Raw genomic sequence first — 19,559 nt, forward strand, 5'->3', positions numbered from 1 at the left:
TCACATGAGCGTTTTCTACGAAACAGCATTTCGGCGGGTCCTTTTTCCCGCCTACGAAACAGGGTTGAGAAGGCGCGATACCTTGTCGTGGCTGGACCGCTACGAGCGCGACCAGTGGCTGTCACCCGCGCAGATCGCCCAGTTGCAGTGGGCGCGCCTGAAACAGTTGCTGGAACACTGCTATCGCGAAGTGCCCTATTACCAGAAGCAATGGCGCGCGCTGGGCATCACGCCGGATGACATCCGGACCATGGACGACTACGCCCGGCTGCCGCTGCTGACCAAGGCCGACATCCGCGCCAACTTCGAGGATCTCAAGGCCACCTCGGTGCGAGACAAGCTGCTGTACAAGGCCACCGGCGGCTCCACCGGCGAACCCATGCGTTTCGGCTACACGCGCGAAAGCAACAGCCGCCGCCATGCCGTGATGTGGCGCGGCTACAACTGGGCGGGCGCACCGCTCGGCAGCCGCAGCCTGCTGCTATGGGGCGCAGGCGTGGGCACGCTGCCGTGGAAGCAGAAGATGAAGGATCGTCTGTACCACGCCGCGTTCTCCCGCCGCATCGTCAACAGCTTCCACATGACGGAATCCAATATGGCGGAGTACGCCGACGCCATCGACGAGTTCAAGCCGCAGGTGCTGCTCGGTTATATGGGACCGCTGGTGCGTCTGGCCGAGTGGATGCTGGCCACCGGCCGCCGCGTGCACCGGCCGCGCGCTTTCATCGCCTGTGGCGAAGCGCTGCATGATTTCCAACGCGTGCTTATCGAGGAAGCCTTCGGCTGCCCCGCGTTCAACACCTATGGCTGCCGCGAGTTCATGCTGGTGGCCGCCGAATGCGATCGCCACGAAGGTCTGCACATCAACAGCGACCACCTGGTGGTGGAACTGCTGAAGACGCCCGACGCTCCCGAGGAAGGCAGCACCGGCGAAGTCATCGTCACCGATCTCTCCAACCACGGCATGCCGTTCATTCGCTATGCCACCACCGACCTCGCCACGCCGGCCGAGCACACGTGTAGCTGCGGACGCGGCCTGCCCTTGCTCAGCCGCGTGGATGGCCGCGTGATCGACGCCATCCGCACACCGGACGGCCGCATCCTGCCCGGCATGTTCTTCCCGTTCCTGTTCAAGGAGACCAAGGGTGTCAACCAGTACCAGCTGGTGCAGCGTGAGCTCGACAAGCTGGAGCTGTCGATCGTTCGCGGCCCGGCCTTTGACGACGAATCACTCGCCTTCATTCGCCACGAAATCTACAAGGTGCTGGGCGACAGCGTGCAACTGAACTGCCATTTCGTAGACCACATCCCACTCACCAAGAGCGGCAAGACGCGGCTCACCATTTCGGACCTCACGTGAACATTACCCACGTCGTCGAGAACCTCAACCGTGGCGGCCTGGAGCGCATGGTGCTTGAGCTGGTGAAACTGCAGCACCGGCAAGGCCATCGCTGCCAGGTCGTGTGCCTGTTCGAGCCCGGCTCGCAGGCGCATGAACTCGACGCACTGGGTATACCCGTCAATGGCTGCAACAAACAGCGTGGCGTCGACTTTCGCGCGTTGTCGCGGGCACGCGACCTGATCCGCCGACATGACACCGAAGTGCTCCACACCCACAACGCCGTTGCGCATTACCTCGGTGTGCTGGCCAGTCTCAGGCTGGGCGTCCGCCGGGTGATCAACACCCGTCATGGCATGGGCATCAACCAGCACACCGCGCGGCGCGAATGGTTGTATCGCCGCGCGCTCACGCGCACCGATACCGTGGTGACCGTATGCGAGGCCGCACGCCGCGACGCCATCACGTTGGGCATCGTGCCCTGGCCCAAGGCTCAGGTGGTGCCCAACGGCATTGCGCTGGAGGGCTTCGCGCCCGCCTCCACCAGCATGCGCGAACGGCTGCACCGCCTGCTCAACCTGCCTGACGATGCCACGCTCATCGGCAACGTCGGCCGGCTCAACTGGGCCAAAGACCAGGTGGGGCTGATCCGCGCGTTTGGCCGTCTGCACGCACAACGCCCGGATACCGCACTGGTACTGATCGGCGATGGCGAGCTTCGCGCCGAACTGCAACGCGAGGCTGCCGACGAAGGTGTCGGCGACCGCGTGTACTTTCTCGGTGACCGCACCGATGTGCACGAACTGCTGCAAGGGTTGGACCTGTTCGTGCTTTCCTCACTAAGCGAGGGCTACTCCATCGCGCTGCTGGAAGCCTGCGCCGTGGCCCTGCCCATTGTCGCTACCGATGTCGGCGGCAATGCCGAGATCGTGCACGATGGCCATACCGGCCGGCTGGTGCCGCCCGGCGATCCCACGGCGCTGGCCGAGGCCATCCTGTCATTGCTGCGCGAACCCCTGCGCGCCACCGCCTGCGGCCGCGCCGCCCGCGAATGGGTGGAACAGAACGGCACACTGGAAACCATGGCCGGGCGCTATGCCCTGCTCTACCACGGCGTGACGGATCGAGCACCATGCGACTACGCATACTGATCCTTACCAATCTGTTTCCCACGCCATGGGATCCACTGCGTGGAGCCTTCAATCGCCAGCAGTTCGAGCGGCTGGCACAGCACCACGACGTGGACGTGCTGACCTCGGTGAGCTTCACCGAGCGCCGCAATGCCCCCAGGCGCAAGGTGATCGTCAAGAACATCCGCACCGATCACTTCGTGTTCTATTACCTGCCGCGCATTGGCCGGCCGCTGCATGCCGTGTGCTGGCTGCTCTCCCTGCTGTGGCAGCGCGGCAAGCAAATACGCGCCGCCAACTACGACTGCGTGCTGGCGAGCTGGGCCTACCCCGATGCCGCCGCAGCCGGATGGCTGGCACGCCGCCTGCACATTCCCTATGTGGTGAAGGTGCATGGCAGCGATCTCAACGTGCAAGCCGAGCATGCGCTGCACCGCATGCAGATCCGTTCTGCACTGCGCGGTGCCAGTGCCGTGGTGGCAGTAAGCCGGGCGCTTGCCGAGAAATCGGTGACGCTGGGCGCGGCCCCCTCGCAGGTGCATGTGCTCTACAACGGCGTGGATCAGGACCTGTTTGCGCCCGGCTCGCGCCCACAAGCGCGTGAAAAACTGGGCCTGTCACCTGAGGCACCGCTGATCCTCTACGTAGGCAACCTCAAGGAAAGCAAAGGCTGTGGCGATCTGCTGGAAGCCTTTCCCGCCCTGCTCGCGGCGCATCCGCACGCGCGGTTGGTGTACGTGGGCGATGGCACCTACGGCATGGCCCTGCGCGAACGCGCCGCCGCGCTGAACATCATCAAACGCGTCACCTGGGTGGGACCGGTCGCGCATGATCGCCTCGGTGACTGGTTCCGTGCCGCCGATCTGCTGTGCCTCCCCAGCCATAACGAAGGCGTGCCCAATGTGGTGCTGGAAGCCATGGCCTGCGGCACGCCGGTGGTCGCCACGCGCGTCGGCGGCATTCCGGAAGTGGTGCCTGACTGGGCTGGCACGCTGGTGCCACCGCACGATATCCCCGCACTCAGCAAAGCACTCATCGAGGCCAGCCAGCGCGACTGGGACGACGAGCGCATTGCCGCACACGCCGCCAGCTTCCGCTGGGAAGACAACATCGACCGCCTCGACGCCATCATGCGTGGCGTTGCCCAACGCGCGCCCTCATCCGTGGGAGCCACCGCATGACACTCCGGCCCAAAAAGCAGCAACTGCTGAACCTGCTGCCGAAAGGGTTAGTGCAAACGCGCGGCCCGGCGAAGGACAACGCGCTCTATCTCACCTTCGACGATGGCCCGCATCCGTCGTGCACGCCGCGCCTGCTCGATCTGCTCGCCATGCACGGTATTCGCGCAAGTTTCTTCCTCGTCGGACACCGGGCAGAGCGGCACCCTTCGCTGGTCGAGCGCATCGTGGCCGAGGGCCACATGATCGGCAATCACTCCTACAGCCACTGGTCGTTCCGGCCCATGTCGCTGCAACAGCAAGTGGACGAATTCCAGCGCGCCGATGATGTGCTGCAGGCGTTCGACCAGCGCCGCCACCATCGCGTGCGCCCGCCGCAAGGCCATCTGGCGCCCGCCTTGCTGCTCTATTGCGCCAGCCATCGGCGCAGCATCGTTTACTGGTCGTACGACAGCCTGGACTACCAGCAAGGCCCCAGCAGCGAGCTGGTGGCGCGTCTGCGCGCCCAGCCGCCGCGTGCCGGCGACATCCTGTTGATGCACGACGACAGCCACAAGGCCACCGAAGCGCTCACCCTGCTGCTGCCCGAATGGCTGGCCAAGGGACACACCTTCCATCCACTGCCAGCGGACGGCGCATGAAGATCATCTACCACCATCGCACGCAGGGCCGGCACGTCGAAGGCGTGCATATCCGCGGCATCGTGCATGCGTTGCGCGATCTCGGGCACGACGTGAGCGTCATCTCTTTCCCCGGCGCGGACCCGGAGCACGAGCCGCCCAGCCAGGCCACCAGTGGCCGCGGGCCGCTGCACGGCCTCATCGCACGCCTGCCTGGCGTGGTGTTCGAGTGCATGGAGCTCGCCTACAACCTCGTCACGCTGGTGCGCATGGGTTCGGCCATCCGCAAGCAACGTCCGCAACTGATCTACGAGCGGTACTCGTTGTTCCTGTTCGCCACGGTGTGGCTGGCACGCCGGCATGGCATTCCACTGGTGCTCGAGATCAACGACTCGGCGCTGGTGCATCGCGTGCGCCCGCTGCATCTGAAAACGCTGGCCCGCCGCATCGAAAGCTGGTGCCTGCGCCGCAGCACCGGACTGGTGTTCATCTCCAGCTACTTCCGCGCGGAAGCCGAAGCCGCTTACGGTGCTATCGCGCCCTCAGTGATCTCGCCCAACGCCGCCGACCTCCATCGCTTCAACCCCACGCGTTTCGACCGCGAACAGCTGCGCCGCGAACGCGGGCTCACCGGGCATGTCGTGTGCGGTCATATCGGCGTGTTTGCGCACTGGCACGGCGTGGATGGTTTTGTGGAGGCTATTGCGGCACGCCTGCGCGAACAGCCACAACTGGCCCTGGTGCTGGTGGGCGACGGCCGCACCCTGCCCGCCGTGCGCGCACTGGTGGAAGAACGCGGCCTCAGCGACCGCGTACTGCTTCCCGGCCGCGTACCGCACGACGAGATTCCCGCGTGGATCGCCTGCATGGATTACGCCGTGCTGCCCGACTCCAACCTCTACGGCTCGCCCATGAAGCTGTTCGAGCTGATGGCCATGGGCGTCGCCGTGGTAGCACCGGACTATGCGCCGGTGGCTGAAGTCATTCGCGATGGCCACACCGGCTGGCTGTTTCCCCGTGGCGACACCGCACTCTGCGTCGAACGCGTACTTGAGCTCACCGCACAAAACGACGAACGCCAGCGCATCGGCACCGCCGCCCGCGACTATGTGGTGCGTGAGCGCCAGTGGCGAAACAACGCCGAGCAATTGCTGACGCTGGTACCTGCGGGAGCCAACGCATGATGCCCGGCACACTCACCCTCATCGCCCTGCTGCTGGTGGCCTGCGCCTTGCTCGCACTGGCCGCGGCCATACGTGCCCGCAACATGCAGATCTGGCTGGGCAGCTACCTGCGGCGGCGCGCGCCGGCACCCCAGGGCAAGGTCCACGTGATGTTCTGTTTCGTCGACCACTTCGAGCCCGCATGGGGCAAGGCCGACTTGACCACCCAACGCCAACGCGTCGACCGCTGGTGTCTCGACTATCGCACGCTCGCCTCCGCGCATCGCGACGCCGATGGCCACCCACCGCAGCACACGTTCTTCTACCCCGAAGAGGAATACCTGGAAGAACACCTGGAGAAGATTGCCTCGCTTTGTGCTGAAGGCTACGGCGAAATCGAAGTACACCTTCACCACGACAACGACACCGAAGACAACTTCCGCGCCACCATCAGCCGCTTCAACGACGTGCTGCACGCGCGGCACGGCGCACTACCGCGCGACCCGCAAAGCGGCCGCCTGCGCTTCGGCTTCATCCACGGCAACTGGTGCCTGGACAACTCGCGCGCCGATGGCCGCTGGTGCGGCATCAACAACGAGCTGGTGCTGCTGCGCGAACTGGGCTGCTACGCCGACTTCACCCTGCCCTCCGCGCCCAGCGACACGCAAACGAGCACCGTCAACGCCATCTACTACGCCACCGACGACCCCGCACGCCCCAAATCACACGACACCGGCGTACCCGTACGCGTGGGCGGGCAGCCCAGTGGCGACCTGATGATTGTGCAAGGCCCGCTCGGCCTGAACTGGCACGACCGCCGCTTCGGCATCATCCCGCGCATCGAAAACGCCGACGTACGCCGCGCCTGCCCACCCACGCCTTCGCGCGTGGACGCCTGGGTACGCACCGGCATCCATGTCGAAGGCCGCCCGGAGTGGGTGTTCATCAAAGTGCATACGCACGGCACGCAAGAGCGCGACATGGACACGCTGCTCGGCGCACCGGCCCACGCCATGTTCGAACACCTGGAACGCACCTACAACGATGGCCACCGGCACGTACTGCACTACGTCACCGCACGCGAGATGTACAACATCATCAAGGCCGCTGAGGCGGGCAAGGATGGTGACCCTAATCAATGGCGCGACTATGAGTTGCCGCCGCCGTCTTATGGAGGAGCGCTTTCCTCTTGACTCCCTCTCCCCTCCGGGGAGAGGGCTGGGGTGAGGGGCGGGTGCTCGCGGGAACCTACAACATGGCAGCGATCAATCGAACGACATCGCAAGATTGGCCCCTCACCCTAACCCTCTCCCCGGAGGGGAGAGGGAATAAAAAACGCGTGAAGCTTGGCTCATAACATGCGCACCATCCTCATCTGCCACGCCGCAGACACATTCGACCGCGAAGGCCTCGCCGCCTTCATATGGAGGAGCGCTTTCCTCTTTGCTCCCTCTCCCCGGAGGGGAGAGGGAATACAAAACGCGTGAAGCTCGGCTCATAACATGCGCACCATCCTCATCTGCCACGCCGCAGACACATTCGACCGCGAAGGCCTCGCCGCCTGGCTCGCCTCGTTCTCGCAACTCGCCGGCATCGTGATACTCGATGAAACCGGCCCGCAGAAACGCGCCCGCATTCGCCGCGAAATCAAACGCGTCGGCTGGCTGCGCTTCCTTGACGTGATCGCCATGCGCTTCTACCAGCGCCTGGCCCTCGCCACCCGCGATCGCGCATGGATGGACAACGCATTGAACGCCCTGCGTCACCGCTACGGCCCGCCGCCCACCGTTCCGCACATCGTCGCCTCCAACGTCAACGACGAGGCCGTCGTGCAGTTCCTGCGCGACACCCGGCCCGACATGGTGATTGCCCGCTGCAAGCAACTGCTCAAGAAAAAACTCATAGCCATCCCACGCATCGGCACCTTCGTATTCCATCCCGGCATCTGCCCGGAGTACCGCAACGCCCACGGCTGCTTCTGGGCCCTGACGCGGCGCGACCTGCAACGCGTCGGCATGACGCTGCTCGCCATCGACGCCGGCGTGGATACCGGGCCCGTCTACGGCTACTACAGCTACCCGTTCGATGAACGCCACGAATCGCACGTAGTCATCCAATATCGCGTCGTGCTGGAAAACCTCCACGCACTCGAAGCCCGCCTGTGCGACATCGCCAACGGCCTCGCGCAACCGCTGGATACACGCGGCCACGCCAGCGCCAGTTGGGGCCAACCGTGGTTTACACGCTATGTGAGCTGGCGGCGCGCGGTAGCGAAGGCAGGTGCAGCGTGAATCCACCCTCGCTGATGTACCACGACGTAGTGGCGCCCGGTCACGAAGACGCCAGCGGCTTTCCCGGCCCCGCTGCCGCGCACTACAAACTCGACGGCGAAGCGTTCGAGCGGCAGCTCACTGCACTTGCCGGCAGCGGCCTGCAATTTCCCGCCGTCACCACTTCGCCGCTCGCCACCGATACCTCATGCCTGCTCACCTTTGACGACGGCGGTGCCAGCGCCGCCCACATCGGCACCTTGCTCAGCGAGCGGCGCATGGTCGGCCACTTCATGGTCACCACCAGCCGCATCGGCACGGCCGGTTTTCTCAATGCCGATGCCATTCGCGACCTCGATGCCGGCGGTCATATCGTCGGCAGCCATTCGCACACCCACCCGGCGGAAATCTCGCGCATGCCGGCTGCCATGCTCGATGCCGAGTGGCGCATCAGCGTGGAACGCCTGCAGCAAATACTGGGTCGTCCCGTCAGCGTCGCTTCCGTACCCGGCGGCTTCTACTCACGCGCGGTCGCGCAGGCCGCGGCGGCGGCGGGCATCTGTTTCTTGTTTACGTCCGAACCGACCGTGCGCGAGCACATCGTCGATGGCTGCCTGATCCTGGGCCGCTACACGCTGTGGCGCGGCATGGAACCTGCGACGACCTTAGCCCTCGCGCGGGGCACGGGTGCGCTGCGGCAACGGCAGTGGCTTGAATGGAACCTCAAGAAACCACTCAAGCGATGCGCGCGACCTGTCTATCACCTGGTGCGGCGGCATTGGTTGGGTGAGGCGTAGCGGAGGCTTCAGCGGCTCACCGCTGTATCGATGCGTCAGGTCATTCAGTCGGCATGCCGGCCGACACAGGGGTAGCGCGTCAAGGCAAACCCCTACAGCGGGCGGTAGCCGCCCTCAGTACTCTCGAAGGGTCGCTCGCGGTCTCTGTGTACCGGTTGCCGCAAGTGACCATGGCAGTAAAGTCATGAAGCGCGGGCCGCGAGTGTGTCAGCACTCACGACCCGCTGACCAAAGCCAACCTTAGGAGTTGATCTTGGCTACCCACGATCATACGGCACGCGCACGCCTGCCCGTTCCCGCCGGCAGCACCCACACTCCTCCACCCGACACCCTCACGGAGTCGGCGTCGGCACTCCCTCCTGAGCTCGTGTTCACCCGCGAAGACCTCGCCCTGGCTGCGTATGCCCTGACGCGTCTGCGCATCGATCACGAGCAGTGCCTGCACGCCCGCGCCCAAGGGTTTCCCCACAAGTCGCTGGAATGGCCGCTTTCGGCCACCGTGGCCATTGCAGTGGCCACCGCTATCCAGTGCCTTGAACGTCTGGTGGATGGGTACGGTGAGGCGTTGAGAGTGAACGCTTAGCCCCGTCCTGTGATCGTTCCCCGTGGCGCGTCGATACCCATCGATGCGCCACACCTGGGCGATCACGCACAGCGTCGCAGGACATTCCCCGACACGCATCGATGTCATCCCTGATGCGTCGCCTTGCCGTGCCTGACCGGAAAACCCGATGAACCTGATTCGCCTCGACCCGCATCTGCGGGTGGACCCTTCACAGCGTCTGCGCACCCCCGGCGAGGTGCTGAAGCACGACTACCTGATACCCCGCGCCATGACCCTCTCCGCCCTCGCCCGCCGCACGGGGATCACCGTGACCAGTCTGCGGCGACTCATCATCGGCGAGGTCCCCATGCGCACCACCTACGCCATCCGCCTCGCCGTGGTACTCAACACCAGCGCGCTCTACTGGATGCTGCTGCAAGTGCAGTGCGACCTGGAGCGGGAAAGGCGTGGGCGCGATGTCGCGATAAAGGAGCCAAGTGCTTCTTCGCGTTAGGTCGCCTAGAAAAGGAAGCAGGAAAGCACTCCGACCCCTTTTCTGTAGGCTGGCTCAAACTATGAAAGAATCGCTCGTGCGCTCGGGAGCGCAACGAGGGGAACCATGAGAAAGCTACTTCTATCCGTGATGTCGGTGGTTGCGCTTTTTCCTGTCACCGCTAGCGCAGCGCAGGGGTACAACACCGTAAAAGACCTGAGGCTATTGTCCGACGAATCGCGCGCCTTTTTTATCGGTGGCGTTTACCTTGGCTTCAATGAAGGCCTTGGAGTCGGCGACAAGCCGACTTGCCAAGCACCAACTGGATCGTCCATCACTGCCATCTCTGCCATGGTGGAGAGTCAATGGCGTGCATTCCCGCAACAGTACGATGACCTGGAGTCGTCCATTGGCGTAGTGAAAGCAATTTGCACTCTATGGCCGCCAGCTAAGCCAAAGTAGTTTCCAAAGGAAAAGCCCAGCGCTAGGCCGGGCTTTTGTTTTGCGTGTTCAGTATTGCGATCAGCGCTTCATGGCTCGGCCCTCGCAATCGGACACAGCTATTCGATCATGCTAGTTTCGTGCAGGGCGAAACGATGTCAGGCATCAGCCGCCGTTGTGCTTCTTCTTGACTGAGTCGAAGATCGCCTCATAGGCCTCAGCGACCTTGCGCTTCACGTCATCCGCAGTGCCATTGGTCAGAGCCGACCCGTGCGGGTTCGAAACGACTGCGACCAGGATGTCCTTTGCGATTTCAGATGCCGTTTGCGACATGCTCTCTCTCCGTTGGTTGTTGTAACCACTGGCATAAGGCCAAGGCCTCCACGTTTCAAGCCCAGTCCCACTGCCAATGTCACACGGAGACGAAAAAGGGGTGAGAGTGCTTTTTCTAAAGATTTGAAAAAAAGCACTCTGACCCCTTTTCGCTCGAAGGATTCGCCTTATAGAACGTACACGCCGGACATTGACCGCCATAGCTCAGCGCGACCCGACAGGTGATCGTCGAAACTGACGGCTACGCTCGGAAGACGGACGTCACTGATTGGGGCAAGGTGGCTCTGACCGTAGTGTTCGGCTTCGCCGGGATCGGTGGCATCGCCCGCGGTCCTCGCAAAAATCAGTGACCCTCCAATTGGTATAGGCGTCTGGCTCCCAGGCGCCCCGTTATACTTCGACCCATCACAGGGGAGAGCCTATGCGCTACTTCGGGTCAGCGATCATTCTTGCCGCAGCAGCTTGGCCTGCCAGTGCTTCAGCTCAGGGGGCGAACGAGCGGTTCACATTGAGCTGCACATACACCTATGGCCAGTCGGAGCCGATTACTGCCTCGCTGCTCGTGGACCCAGGAAAGCGGCTAGTTGGCGTCTATCCCGCCTCCATCACGGATAGACAGATCCGCTTCCACATCACGCAAAGTGCGTTTCCCGAGGAGACGACGACGACCATTGACCGCTTCAGCGGTGAGATCATGGTGCATGACGACAAGGCCGGCGTGACCCTCGCCAGCGGCACCTGCCACAAGGAAGATAAGCAGCGGTTCTGACCATCGACAGGGGAGTGACTCATGGAAGCCATCATCAGGCGGCTATTGATCGTGCTTACCGTGCTTGGTATGGCATTGGGCGCCGGCATTTCAGGATGGGCCCAGAGGCAGCATCGGGAGGAGGTCGCAGCCTCTTGGCGCATGTACGACATCGCTGCTGCAGCCTACAAACCATGCAAAGCAGATGCGAAGGGCGACTTGGCCGTGGAACAGCTCTGCTGGGACATCTATTGGAAGATCAAGTTGGATTCCGACACTAAGAGAACCGAGGCCGACCGGCTCCGCACGCCGTTCTTCGCTGGCTTGTGGATTATCGGCTGCTCCCTCTTCCTCTGGCCCATCTTCTTCCTGGCACGCTGGATCCTCACCGGAAGTGTTCGACGCGAGCGCAAGCCAGTTGGGGAGGTCTAACTGTGTTCGGCTGGCTATTCAAGAAAAAGACACCGCCTCCGCTGCCCAAGAGCGATCCACTACAGCCCTACCGCGGCTCCGATATCAAGGAGAAGCTGGCCCACGATGATCAGCGGATGCTCGCAGCTGGCATCAAGTACGCCATCTGGCTCAGCTCTGGCGCGCCATGCGCCGATGACGAGATGACAGCGCTCCATCAGAAGCTCGACGGTAAGCGCTACTCCATTGCAAAGGGCATGAGGGTCGGCAAGCGCTACATCCGACCCGGAATAGAGGACGGCTGTCGGTGCTACCACAAGGCTGTGATCCCAGGTTTCAAAGAATGATCCAAGACAAGAGAAAGGGGGTCGGGTTCACTTCCGTACCTCAGAGGTGAACTTGGCCCCATTTCCAGCAGTCGAGGCAAAAACCCTGCGCTTCGCGAGCACACGCCCTACCCACCTACCACCCAGGGAGGGAAAAAGGGGTCAGAGTGCTTTTTCTAAGGACTAGAAAAGCACTCTGGCCCCTTTTCGCTTATGGTCGAAATGCGCAAGACGTAGCCGTCCTTTATCGACTCCGAGAAAAAGGGGTCAGAGTGCTTTTTTCTAGTCCTTAGAAAAGTACTCTGACCCCTTTTTCTCTGAGGAGCTGTTCGATGAGGAGCTGCGGAAGTTTGAGGAGACGGTGTTTGGGTACAGCCGTCCCCCTTACAACTTCTACGACAACTACTGAGCCCGTTCGATAGGCCAACGTGTGAATGCGAAAACGTACAGCATCACAATGTTGACCAGCGGTATGAACATGACCAGAGATAAGACGCCGCTGAAGAAATAGGGGTCAGAGTGCTTTTTTTAAGGACTAGAAAAGCACTCTGACCCCTTTTCGCTCACCCCTTTTCGCTCTCAGGAATCAGCGCATTAACTACGCGCGCCGATACCTTGCCTTCAATTCTTTCTGGCTTTTCTGCCTTGAAGCGCTCCACCGCCACATACCAATGCCACATCATCTGCTCACTGCAACGAACGAGGATTAGGCGTCGTTCGGAAGAGAGTGCACCGACGCCAACCACCCTTGGGCTTCGTCCAGATCCAGGTTCAAGCTCGCATACGTCGCGCGCAGAAGCTTCGGCGGCAGGGCCCAGTCCCACTTTTGTCGTTGCAGGTTCTTCGCCTCGGCCAGGAGGTCGTCAACTCCTGGCATCGCCTCATGGGCCAACGCCATCACGCGTTCAATGATGACCTCAGTCCGTAGATCGCCTTTGGTGACCTCAACTCCGAGTGGCGCAAGCGCTGATGGCAGACCTGCCGCCGACAGCCGGCATGCTAGTGCCTCATTGGCAGCATCCCCCAGCCAGGTCAGTAACAGGCAATAGGGCCCCTGATCAACCAACCAGCGCTCATCCAAGGCCAGTCCCTGGTACGCCAATCGCCCCTCATCGAGGAATCGCTGGGCTGTGGGATCGAGGAATCGTACAAGCCCGCTGCCCCGATAGAGCTCTCGCATCCTCTGGCGCACGCGGGAATGGATGCGACCGCCTGTCCCACTGAACAGCGGCGGTGCACCACCCTTTGACGGGGTTACGAAAATGGTCTTGTCGGAGTCGTTCACGGACTCCACGAGCCAAGTGCGTCCGGCAAACAGGATGCGCTGCCCTGCAACCAATAGCTGGTGCACCGGGAGTGTACCTAAGGCCTTGCCGCCAGTGACGACCCGAAACTCTTCGTCGTTAAGGAAGGCCGCGTAGAACGTGTAGTGGTTGACCAGCTGATCGCCGCGAGGACCGTGCAGGAGCAACCCAGAGCCATCCTGCTGAAGGATCTTCTCCTGACCGAGGTGCCGCAACAGCTCGGTAAACATGGCCGGACTAAGCCCCTCGAATGGCGCGCCTGATCCGCAGAGGAGCCGGTACGCCGACGAGGCATTCATGCCGCCGTACTGAGCAATGACGGACAGCAGCTGCTGCACCAAGGTAGAGAGGTGCGCCCCATGCGTGACGGGCGGCTCGAACCAATTTTCCAGCAGCAACGAAATGCTGGCAGCGATTTCGACAACGTCTAGGCGTAGCTGCGAGGAAAAGGTGGATTGGCTGCCGAGCGCGTCTTCAATCACGAAGCCGCGCAGAATCGCCGACTCACCACGGCGCCGGCCCGACCGCCCGAGCCGCTGACGCAGACTGGCCACCGACGGCGGCGGGCCGATCTGAGCAACGCTCTTGACGGCGCCGATGTCGATGCCAAGCTCGAGCGTACTGGTGCAGACAGCCGTGGCAGGCCTGTCCTTTTGCTTCAGCGCCACCTCAGTGTCGTTGCGGATCTCGCGAGACAGGCTGCCGTGATGGGGCCAGAACTCATTGGCGATCCGCGCTTCTTCGCACAGACCGCTCAGCAGGTGCGCATAGCGTTCCACCTCTCGGCGGCTGTTGGGGAAGACCAGGTTGTTGGATCCGCGAAGATTGGTGAAAAGATCCCGCGCGATCGCGGTGGTGGACAGGCCATCGTTGGGGCCAGGGGCCTTGTCCAACCGGGCCGGCTCCTCGAACCCCTTCACCAAAACCTTCAGCGTCGCACCGCCCGAGCCCGTCTCCACGATCGCCACCGGCCGGCCGCTGCGGAGGAACGTGGCAGCCAGCTGCATATCGCCAAGGGTGGCGGACAGCCCAATGCGCGGCACCTGCCGCCCTAGAACGGAATCAATTCGGTGCATCAAGGACTGAAGCTGCTTGCCGCGCTCCGAGCCAATGAACGCATGAAGCTCGTCAACGACGAAGTACACAGCGTTCGAGAACGCCCCGGCCACAGCCGTGCCCCGGTTGCAGAGCATCGCCTCGAGGGATTCGGGCGTGATAAGGAGGACGCCGGACGGCTTCTTCAGGAATCGACTTTTGACCGAGCTGGACACGTCCCCGTGCCATGGCCAAACCGGAATCTCCAGTGTCTCGCACAGACGCTCCAGTCGGCCGAACTGGTCGTTGATCAGAGCCTTGAGCGGACTGACATAGACGATGAGACCGGCAGGGTTGTGTTGGAGCAGGTGTGTCAGCGCCGGCAGAAATGCCGCCTCGGTCTTTCCCGCTGCCGTTGCAGCCGCAACGATAACGTCTTGGTCCCCGGCGACGATCAGCGGGATCGCTAGTTCCTGCACGTCCCGCAAAGCTTCCCATTGCTCCACCCAAAGGAAGCGCTGGATGCGTTCGTCGAGCAGATGAAAGGCAGTGGACGCCGTCATGCACGCTTACAACTGGAACGAGGCAAGCTCGTCGTCCTGTTCCACCGCCAAGTCTCCGGCGCCGCCGGTGTCGCGCGCAACATCGATGCCGCCCAGGAGAGCCTGCCAGTCCGCGCCTGGGTTCTGCTCCAGAACCGCCAGCAAGTTGATGAACGCAGTGATGGTTGTCCGGGGTGTGCGGTAAAACGAGTCGCCTATACGTCTGTCGCAATGCTCCATGAAGCGGCTGATGCCGTCATCAGGGATGAGGTATTTGGCGGAATCGCCGCTGGCGTACACGTGGCGGATGTTCTGCAGCAGGACAAAAAAGTCCTCAACTGTGAGGCTCGCAAGACGTATTACCGGACCGCTGAAGTCCACCAGGCCGTCCTGCGCAAACGTATTGCGGGCCAATCGGCTCTCCAACGCCGGATAGCTGTACAGACCGCGCCGAGTATCGAGGAGAAACTCAGGGGTCCCACCAAGCACGAAGCCCAACCCCACTGCGGTGCCCTGGAAGGAGTCATTGAGCATGCGCAGCAGCTGCTCGTAGTTGGACTGGCGAGCCTGCGCGTTCGCCAGCTTAAAGAGATTCACCAGCTCATCGAGGCACACAAGCAGGCCGGCATAGCCGGCGAGAGTGACGAAGCGCGCCATGAGCTTCAGCTGGTCGTAGATCGAGGCATCGTCCACGATCGTACGAACCCCCAACGCTGCCCGCGCATCGGTACGCGTGGCAAATTCGCCGCGCAGCCACCGAAGGGCATCTGCCTTCAGCTGTTCGTTGCCCTCCTCGAACCCACGATAGTAGGCCGCGATTACATCGGCAAAATCGTACCCGTTCACCAGCTCTGCGAGCTGCGCCAGCTTCGCGCGGATGACCTGGTCAGTGGGTTGCGCATTCGCCCTTGCCTCGCTGGCGGCAGTCGCGACAAATTTCTCGACCACAGCAGGGAGGGCACCACCTTCGGGCTTTGCTCGGGTGGCCACATTGCGCATCAGCTCGGCATATAGCGAGCGCGCCTGGCCGCCGGTCGCATGCAGCCGGCGATCCGGGTTCAGATCGGCGCTGGCGACGACGAGCTTACGCTCCATAGCTATGGCACGAACAAGATTCAGGAAGAACGTCTTACCCGATCCGTACTCGCCGATCACGAGGCGAAAGGATGCCCCGGTATCGGCCACCCGATCGATGTCACCTACGAGCGTCTCGACCTCACGCTTGCGACCGACCTGAATGAGATGTTGGCCGGTGCGAGGCACAACGCCGATCCGCAGCGATTGAATGACCGAATCCCGGTCCTTGGGTCGAATGGGTGTGCTCATGCTTTCAGTCTCTCAGTAACGTCAGCGTTGACTTCAACGGGGTCGTCCCCTTCCGTAAGAGGGTAGTCAAAGGCATCGTAGGCAGCGTCATTGATGGTCTCCAGGGCGCCATCCAGCATCAGCGATAGGCTGGTTGCCAAACCCTGCAGCTCTGCACGCGTCCATTCCGCACGCTCTAGCAGCTCGCGAACAAGGGCACTGTGCGGGCCGTCGAGCCCCATGAGGCTATCGGTGTCGGGCAGCGCGAGCTCGATCGCCGGGTCCGTCGTGACATCCGCCGGATCTTCTTTAAATACATCGGCGAGCAGCGCAGTGACTGTCGCCGTCTCGCGCTGTAACGCCTCTATGCGCTTGGCATCGAGCTTAAGCCCCCTGGCCGGCTTACGTTCGGGGACGGCGCTACCAGCCGCCGCGGCATGCACGCTGCTGAAGAGGTGCTGGCTGTCCAGGCCAAGCATGGCGTAGACCTTTTCCAACAGCACCATCTCGGCGCGCGAGACCGTGCCATCAACCTGAGCCAGCGTGACCATAAGCGCAGCGATGCGCTCCTTGGAGGCGCTATCTGCTGAGCCCAGCTTTTTCTTCAGCGATGAGATGGCCACAGGAGCCGCCGTTAGCAACCTCAAATGCGCGCCGAGCCGGCGGCGCTGGGCCTCGGTGAGCTGGCGCCAGCTGCCAATCTCCTGCAACAGATGCTGCTCCTCATCCGCGCTGAACTCGCCATCCGCATGGGCGCCAGCAGCCGCGACCTGCAAAGTGAGGGCGGCGACCTTGTATTCATCGCTGTCGCGCGACGCCTCGGGCGTAGCAATTAGCGGAAAAACGACGATGGGATCCGACATGCCAGGCACCCTTGCGCCCTGGAGAAGATCTGGCTCGACTCCCAGACCCTGCGTCGCCAAAATACCTGCCAGTGCTCGGATCCTGTCTCCGGATAAGTCGGGAGTACCCACCTGCCTCAGGAAATCATCCAGCGGCAAAGTGAAGCCCGACTCGCCGGAGCAGCGGCCGCGCAAAGTCTCCACCTGCGCCTTCGCTTTAGTTGGCCACACCTCGAACGGCAGCAGTGTCCGTCCGGCAGGCGTGCCCCGCACGCTCGCATCTTTACCGAGAGCGCGGCTGTACCCGTCCAGCTCAGCCGTGCACTGATTGGCCAACTCAAGCAATTTCTCGATCGGCGCAGATAGGCCAGTCACGTCCGGCAGATCCCCGACTACTCGAGTCAGTTCGGTGCGCCCCTGCAGGCCGGCCGAAGCAGGACGGTAGACGACGGCCAATTTCTTTCGATTCTTGGGTAACACCAGGCCAGTGCCATAGCGCTCCCCATACCGGGCACGGAATAGCTGATCAAATTCCTCGGCACAACGGCTCGCCGGAGTTCGAAGGTAGACCGTGGGGTTATAACGGACCCAAGCCAGTGCCAGCGACGCGGACAATGGCACGCGATCGATCGATGCTTGGCCCAGGGCGACCTTGAGCGGCCACGGCAAACTGTAGCTTCGAACCATCGGGGGCAGCGCTGACGCATAAGTGCGCTCTGGTACTGCAACGACTGCCATCCATTCCAATAAACCTTCGGCAAAAGTTCGAAATGATGGCGAACCGTCAGCGTAAACCGCCGACAGCTGTGTGATCTCGTCGCGAATGATCTGCCATTCCGTCGGGCCCACAACAGAATAGCCATCCACGATAACGCGCTGCTCCAGGCCGTAGAAGAAAAGGAATACGTACCCTATATCGCAGTCTGGGTGACGGCGCCCCGCCACCAGCCAGTTGAGGTAAGCGCGACGCGCCGTTGGGTCGAGCTCAGCGTAGCTGGGCCAGTAGGATGTCCGACTGACTGTGAAGTTCCCCGTACTCCTGACGTTCAAATGCGGCTGAATCAGGCTGGGGTTGTTGTAGCCGCCCGCTGCGCGGCCAGTGCCAACGTAGAGCAGGCCGCCGGGCACAGTGGTGCCAGCCACGTTGACGGTCTGTCCCTGGGGGATCCATCGTGCCGCGCTCAGTTCCGGTGGGCGCTGCGGGAGCTGAAACTCGGACGGGTTGGCGGCATCTCGGCTGCCGGACAGTTGAAACTCTGCGGGCTCGGCTTCCTTGTCTACAAAGCGATCCGTGATTTGCGACAACATAGAGAAGAACTCCGGCTCTGTTGCCGGAGGTGGCACCTGTATGGGAAGGGCGGGCGGCTGCCCGCCTGCCGGCGATGATGAGGCACGCGCCGGCGGCCTGTGACTCGAGGCCATGATCTGCTCGAGCGTCCGGTAGTCGGAGCTCTTCTGGCGAGTGCTGAGGTGACGCTTGATCGCGCGCGCCCCCCAGCGCAGCACCATCAGCCCGATGCCGATAATGGCAAACCAACCCCAAATTCTCCACGGAATGAGTGCCACTACGAAGGCGATGACGATGATTCCGATCAAGGCGTCGCCGCCATTCCCTGAGCGTCGGCTCATACCACTATCCCCTTAGGGTGGAGATCGTCGAGGGCCTTCGTCTGGTCACAACTGGACCAAAGAGAAGCCTCGGTCGATGGCTCGACCCGTCGTCGAACAAACGGTTTCTATCCCATGGCTGCGCAGTCTATCCGAGATGAGGTGACTGCTTGGATCTGTGTACCCGTGCACACCAGGCTCGGTGACAGCGAGCGTAGGCCCCGCTTCAACTCAAGCCTCCAGCGGGTCCAGTGTCGTCCGTGGACAACCGCCCTCCCCTAGAAAGAACCTGATTCCCTTTTCATCCAAAACCCGGGTCAGAGTGCACTTTCGGAATTCATTACTCTTACTCTGATCCCTTACTTGGCTCGGGCATAACCGCTGCCTGCTCATGAGTTGTCGTGGCCATCATTGATGAAGACCGACTCCCTCGATACAGCGGACTGCCCGGATTCCCCATCCGGCGTGCGAGCCACACCATCATGCCGAGTGCGAAAACATTCACGCCCATCTGGCCGAAGTTGATCCAGCCCAGCGAGAAGACCAGATTCAGGCCCAGCGTAAAGGAAAAAGTAAACGCACCGGTCACGAAGTGCAGTAGTTGCACTGCCCAAAACAGTTGACCCAACGGTGCAGATCTATCATCGCCGCGGAAACAACCGACACCCGCAACAATGCCGAGCACGGCCAGCATCAGGTTGAGGGTGATGAAGAGTGCCGGGTAGCCGATCTTGGACGCTAACCAAATGGTCCAGACGATGCCGGTTGTTCCGTGAAATACGAGAACGCCCGCGATGATCTTGTCTTGCTTTGCCACATGCTCTCCCTTGCAGCGTTATTCGCAGCCTGTCCCTTCGTAGCTGCGTGAGCGACATCGTACCGAACTAGGGGTATCTATCAAGGCGCTACGAATGGCTGCTAATGCCATGGCCCGTAAGCGACGAAAGCTTTAGCCACCACTCGTCATCAACGCACAAAAAAACCGCCTTTCGGCGGTTTCTTTGTTCTTCCGGATAGCGATGCAAAAGCCATCGATATCGCTTATTGGTGCCCAAGGGGGGACTCGAACCCCCACGCCTCTCGGCGCTACCACCTCAAGGTAGTGCGTCTACCAATTCCGCCACCTGGGC

At 62.2% G+C, this 19,559-nt stretch carries 19 protein-coding genes and 1 tRNA gene; 14 read left to right on the top strand and 6 right to left on the bottom strand.

From position 1 onward, the window contains the following. The first annotated feature begins 4 nt into the window (after positions 1-4). From OQE56_RS16780 to OQE56_RS16830, 11 genes are all read left to right on the top strand, one after another. Complete coding sequence (locus tag OQE56_RS16780) at positions 5-1,360, top strand: phenylacetate--CoA ligase family protein (RefSeq protein ID WP_267225806.1); 1,356 nt, start codon at positions 5-7, stop codon at positions 1,358-1,360. Next, positions 1,357-2,490 (top strand): glycosyltransferase, encoded by a 1,134-nt coding sequence (locus OQE56_RS16785; protein ID WP_267225807.1) that lies wholly within the window; start codon positions 1,357-1,359, stop codon positions 2,488-2,490. The genes OQE56_RS16780 and OQE56_RS16785 overlap by 4 nt, the downstream gene beginning before the upstream one ends. After that, entirely contained in the window at positions 2,472-3,650 is a 1,179-nt protein-coding gene (locus OQE56_RS16790) for a glycosyltransferase family 4 protein (RefSeq protein ID WP_267225808.1), read from the top strand. The genes OQE56_RS16785 and OQE56_RS16790 overlap by 19 nt, the downstream gene beginning before the upstream one ends. Beyond that, entirely contained in the window at positions 3,647-4,288 is a 642-nt protein-coding gene (locus OQE56_RS16795; protein ID WP_267225809.1) for a polysaccharide deacetylase family protein, read from the top strand. Before OQE56_RS16790 ends, OQE56_RS16795 begins: the two co-directional genes overlap by 4 nt. Beyond that, positions 4,285-5,451: a glycosyltransferase family 4 protein gene (locus OQE56_RS16800; RefSeq protein WP_267225810.1), complete on the top strand. Its 1,167-nt coding sequence runs from the start codon at positions 4,285-4,287 to the stop codon at positions 5,449-5,451. Before OQE56_RS16795 ends, OQE56_RS16800 begins: the two co-directional genes overlap by 4 nt. Then, positions 5,448-6,623 carry a hypothetical protein gene (locus tag OQE56_RS16805; RefSeq protein WP_267225811.1) on the top strand — a complete coding sequence of 392 codons (1,176 nt, stop codon included), beginning with the start codon at positions 5,448-5,450 and terminating at the stop codon, positions 6,621-6,623. Before OQE56_RS16800 ends, OQE56_RS16805 begins: the two co-directional genes overlap by 4 nt. Before the next feature lie 309 nt (positions 6,624-6,932). Next, the gene (locus tag OQE56_RS16810; protein WP_267225812.1) at positions 6,933-7,721 is read left to right on the top strand and encodes a formyltransferase family protein; all 789 of its coding nucleotides are present in this window, start codon (positions 6,933-6,935) and stop codon (positions 7,719-7,721) included. Then, positions 7,718-8,497: a polysaccharide deacetylase family protein gene (locus tag OQE56_RS16815; protein ID WP_267225813.1), complete on the top strand. Its 780-nt coding sequence runs from the start codon at positions 7,718-7,720 to the stop codon at positions 8,495-8,497. Before OQE56_RS16810 ends, OQE56_RS16815 begins: the two co-directional genes overlap by 4 nt. A 253-nt stretch (positions 8,498-8,750) precedes the next feature. After that, positions 8,751-9,080 carry a hypothetical protein gene (locus OQE56_RS16820; RefSeq protein WP_267225814.1) on the top strand — a complete coding sequence of 110 codons (330 nt, stop codon included), beginning with the start codon at positions 8,751-8,753 and terminating at the stop codon, positions 9,078-9,080. A 148-nt stretch (positions 9,081-9,228) separates the two neighbouring features. Then, positions 9,229-9,555 (top strand): HigA family addiction module antitoxin, encoded by a 327-nt coding sequence (locus tag OQE56_RS16825; protein ID WP_267225815.1) that lies wholly within the window; start codon positions 9,229-9,231, stop codon positions 9,553-9,555. Positions 9,556-9,660: 105 nt separating this feature from the next. Beyond that, positions 9,661-9,996 carry a hypothetical protein gene (locus OQE56_RS16830; RefSeq protein ID WP_267225816.1) on the top strand — a complete coding sequence of 112 codons (336 nt, stop codon included), beginning with the start codon at positions 9,661-9,663 and terminating at the stop codon, positions 9,994-9,996. Positions 9,997-10,140: 144 nt separating this feature from the next. Here the strand turns inward: OQE56_RS16830 and OQE56_RS16835 are convergent, their stop codons facing one another. After that, positions 10,141-10,308: a hypothetical protein gene (locus tag OQE56_RS16835; protein ID WP_267225817.1), complete on the bottom strand. Its 168-nt coding sequence runs from the start codon at positions 10,306-10,308 to the stop codon at positions 10,141-10,143. 421 nt (positions 10,309-10,729) lie between these two features. Between OQE56_RS16835 and OQE56_RS16840 the strand changes: the two genes are divergently transcribed. Genes OQE56_RS16840 through OQE56_RS16850 form a run of 3 tightly spaced genes read left to right on the top strand, consistent with a single transcriptional unit; the run spans position 10,730 to position 11,814 of the window. Next, the gene (locus OQE56_RS16840) at positions 10,730-11,077 is read left to right on the top strand and encodes a hypothetical protein (protein WP_267225818.1); all 348 of its coding nucleotides are present in this window, start codon (positions 10,730-10,732) and stop codon (positions 11,075-11,077) included. A gap of 21 nt (positions 11,078-11,098) precedes the next feature. Further along, the gene (locus OQE56_RS16845) at positions 11,099-11,488 is read left to right on the top strand and encodes a hypothetical protein (protein WP_267225820.1); all 390 of its coding nucleotides are present in this window, start codon (positions 11,099-11,101) and stop codon (positions 11,486-11,488) included. Positions 11,489-11,490: 2 nt separating this feature from the next. Next, entirely contained in the window at positions 11,491-11,814 is a 324-nt protein-coding gene (locus OQE56_RS16850) for a hypothetical protein (protein ID WP_267225821.1), read from the top strand. Between the two features lie 685 nt (positions 11,815-12,499). On the opposite strand, the gene OQE56_RS16855 is transcribed toward OQE56_RS16850, so the two are convergent. The 5 genes from OQE56_RS16855 to OQE56_RS16875 all read right to left on the bottom strand — a co-directional run bounded on the left by OQE56_RS16855 (position 12,500) and on the right by OQE56_RS16875 (position 19,559). Continuing rightward, on the bottom strand, positions 12,500-14,695 hold the full coding sequence (locus OQE56_RS16855) for a DEAD/DEAH box helicase (RefSeq protein WP_267225822.1): 2,196 nt from the start codon (positions 14,693-14,695) through the stop codon (positions 12,500-12,502). Between the two features lie 6 nt (positions 14,696-14,701). Next, entirely contained in the window at positions 14,702-16,000 is a 1,299-nt protein-coding gene (locus OQE56_RS16860) for an ATP-binding protein (protein WP_267225823.1), read from the bottom strand. After that, the gene (locus tag OQE56_RS16865; RefSeq protein ID WP_267225825.1) at positions 15,997-18,450 is read right to left on the bottom strand and encodes a tellurite resistance TerB family protein; all 2,454 of its coding nucleotides are present in this window, start codon (positions 18,448-18,450) and stop codon (positions 15,997-15,999) included. Before OQE56_RS16865 ends, OQE56_RS16860 begins: the two co-directional genes overlap by 4 nt. 325 nt (positions 18,451-18,775) lie before the next feature. Then, the gene (locus tag OQE56_RS16870) at positions 18,776-19,246 is read right to left on the bottom strand and encodes a hypothetical protein (RefSeq protein ID WP_267225827.1); all 471 of its coding nucleotides are present in this window, start codon (positions 19,244-19,246) and stop codon (positions 18,776-18,778) included. 228 nt (positions 19,247-19,474) lie between these two features. Continuing rightward, positions 19,475-19,559 (bottom strand) — tRNA-Leu (locus OQE56_RS16875).

Origin of the sequence: Dyella silvae (assembly GCF_026421305.1) — a bacterium.
Lineage (GTDB): Bacteria > Pseudomonadota > Gammaproteobacteria > Xanthomonadales > Rhodanobacteraceae > Dyella > Dyella silvae.

Excerpts from the sequence above, each read along its gene's own strand:
- OQE56_RS16845 (WP_267225820.1), top strand. The coding sequence starts at position 11,099 with ATGGAAGCCATCATCAGGCGGCTATTGATCGTGCTTACCGTGCTTGGT.
- OQE56_RS16860 (WP_267225823.1), bottom strand. The coding sequence starts at position 16,000 with ATGAGCACACCCATTCGACCCAAGGACCGGGATTCGGTCATTCAATCG.
- OQE56_RS16805 (WP_267225811.1), top strand. The coding sequence starts at position 5,448 with ATGATGCCCGGCACACTCACCCTCATCGCCCTGCTGCTGGTGGCCTGC.
- OQE56_RS16780 (WP_267225806.1), top strand. The coding sequence starts at position 5 with ATGAGCGTTTTCTACGAAACAGCATTTCGGCGGGTCCTTTTTCCCGCC.
- OQE56_RS16830 (WP_267225816.1), top strand. The coding sequence starts at position 9,661 with ATGAGAAAGCTACTTCTATCCGTGATGTCGGTGGTTGCGCTTTTTCCT.
- OQE56_RS16865 (WP_267225825.1), bottom strand. The coding sequence starts at position 18,450 with ATGAGCCGACGCTCAGGGAATGGCGGCGACGCCTTGATCGGAATCATC.
- OQE56_RS16840 (WP_267225818.1), top strand. The coding sequence starts at position 10,730 with ATGCGCTACTTCGGGTCAGCGATCATTCTTGCCGCAGCAGCTTGGCCT.
- OQE56_RS16825 (WP_267225815.1), top strand. The coding sequence starts at position 9,229 with ATGAACCTGATTCGCCTCGACCCGCATCTGCGGGTGGACCCTTCACAG.
- OQE56_RS16795 (WP_267225809.1), top strand. The coding sequence starts at position 3,647 with ATGACACTCCGGCCCAAAAAGCAGCAACTGCTGAACCTGCTGCCGAAA.
- OQE56_RS16810 (WP_267225812.1), top strand. The coding sequence starts at position 6,933 with ATGCGCACCATCCTCATCTGCCACGCCGCAGACACATTCGACCGCGAA.
- OQE56_RS16800 (WP_267225810.1), top strand. The coding sequence starts at position 4,285 with ATGAAGATCATCTACCACCATCGCACGCAGGGCCGGCACGTCGAAGGC.
- OQE56_RS16790 (WP_267225808.1), top strand. The coding sequence starts at position 2,472 with ATGCGACTACGCATACTGATCCTTACCAATCTGTTTCCCACGCCATGG.
- OQE56_RS16835 (WP_267225817.1), bottom strand. The coding sequence starts at position 10,308 with ATGTCGCAAACGGCATCTGAAATCGCAAAGGACATCCTGGTCGCAGTC.
- OQE56_RS16855 (WP_267225822.1), bottom strand. The coding sequence starts at position 14,695 with ATGACGGCGTCCACTGCCTTTCATCTGCTCGACGAACGCATCCAGCGC.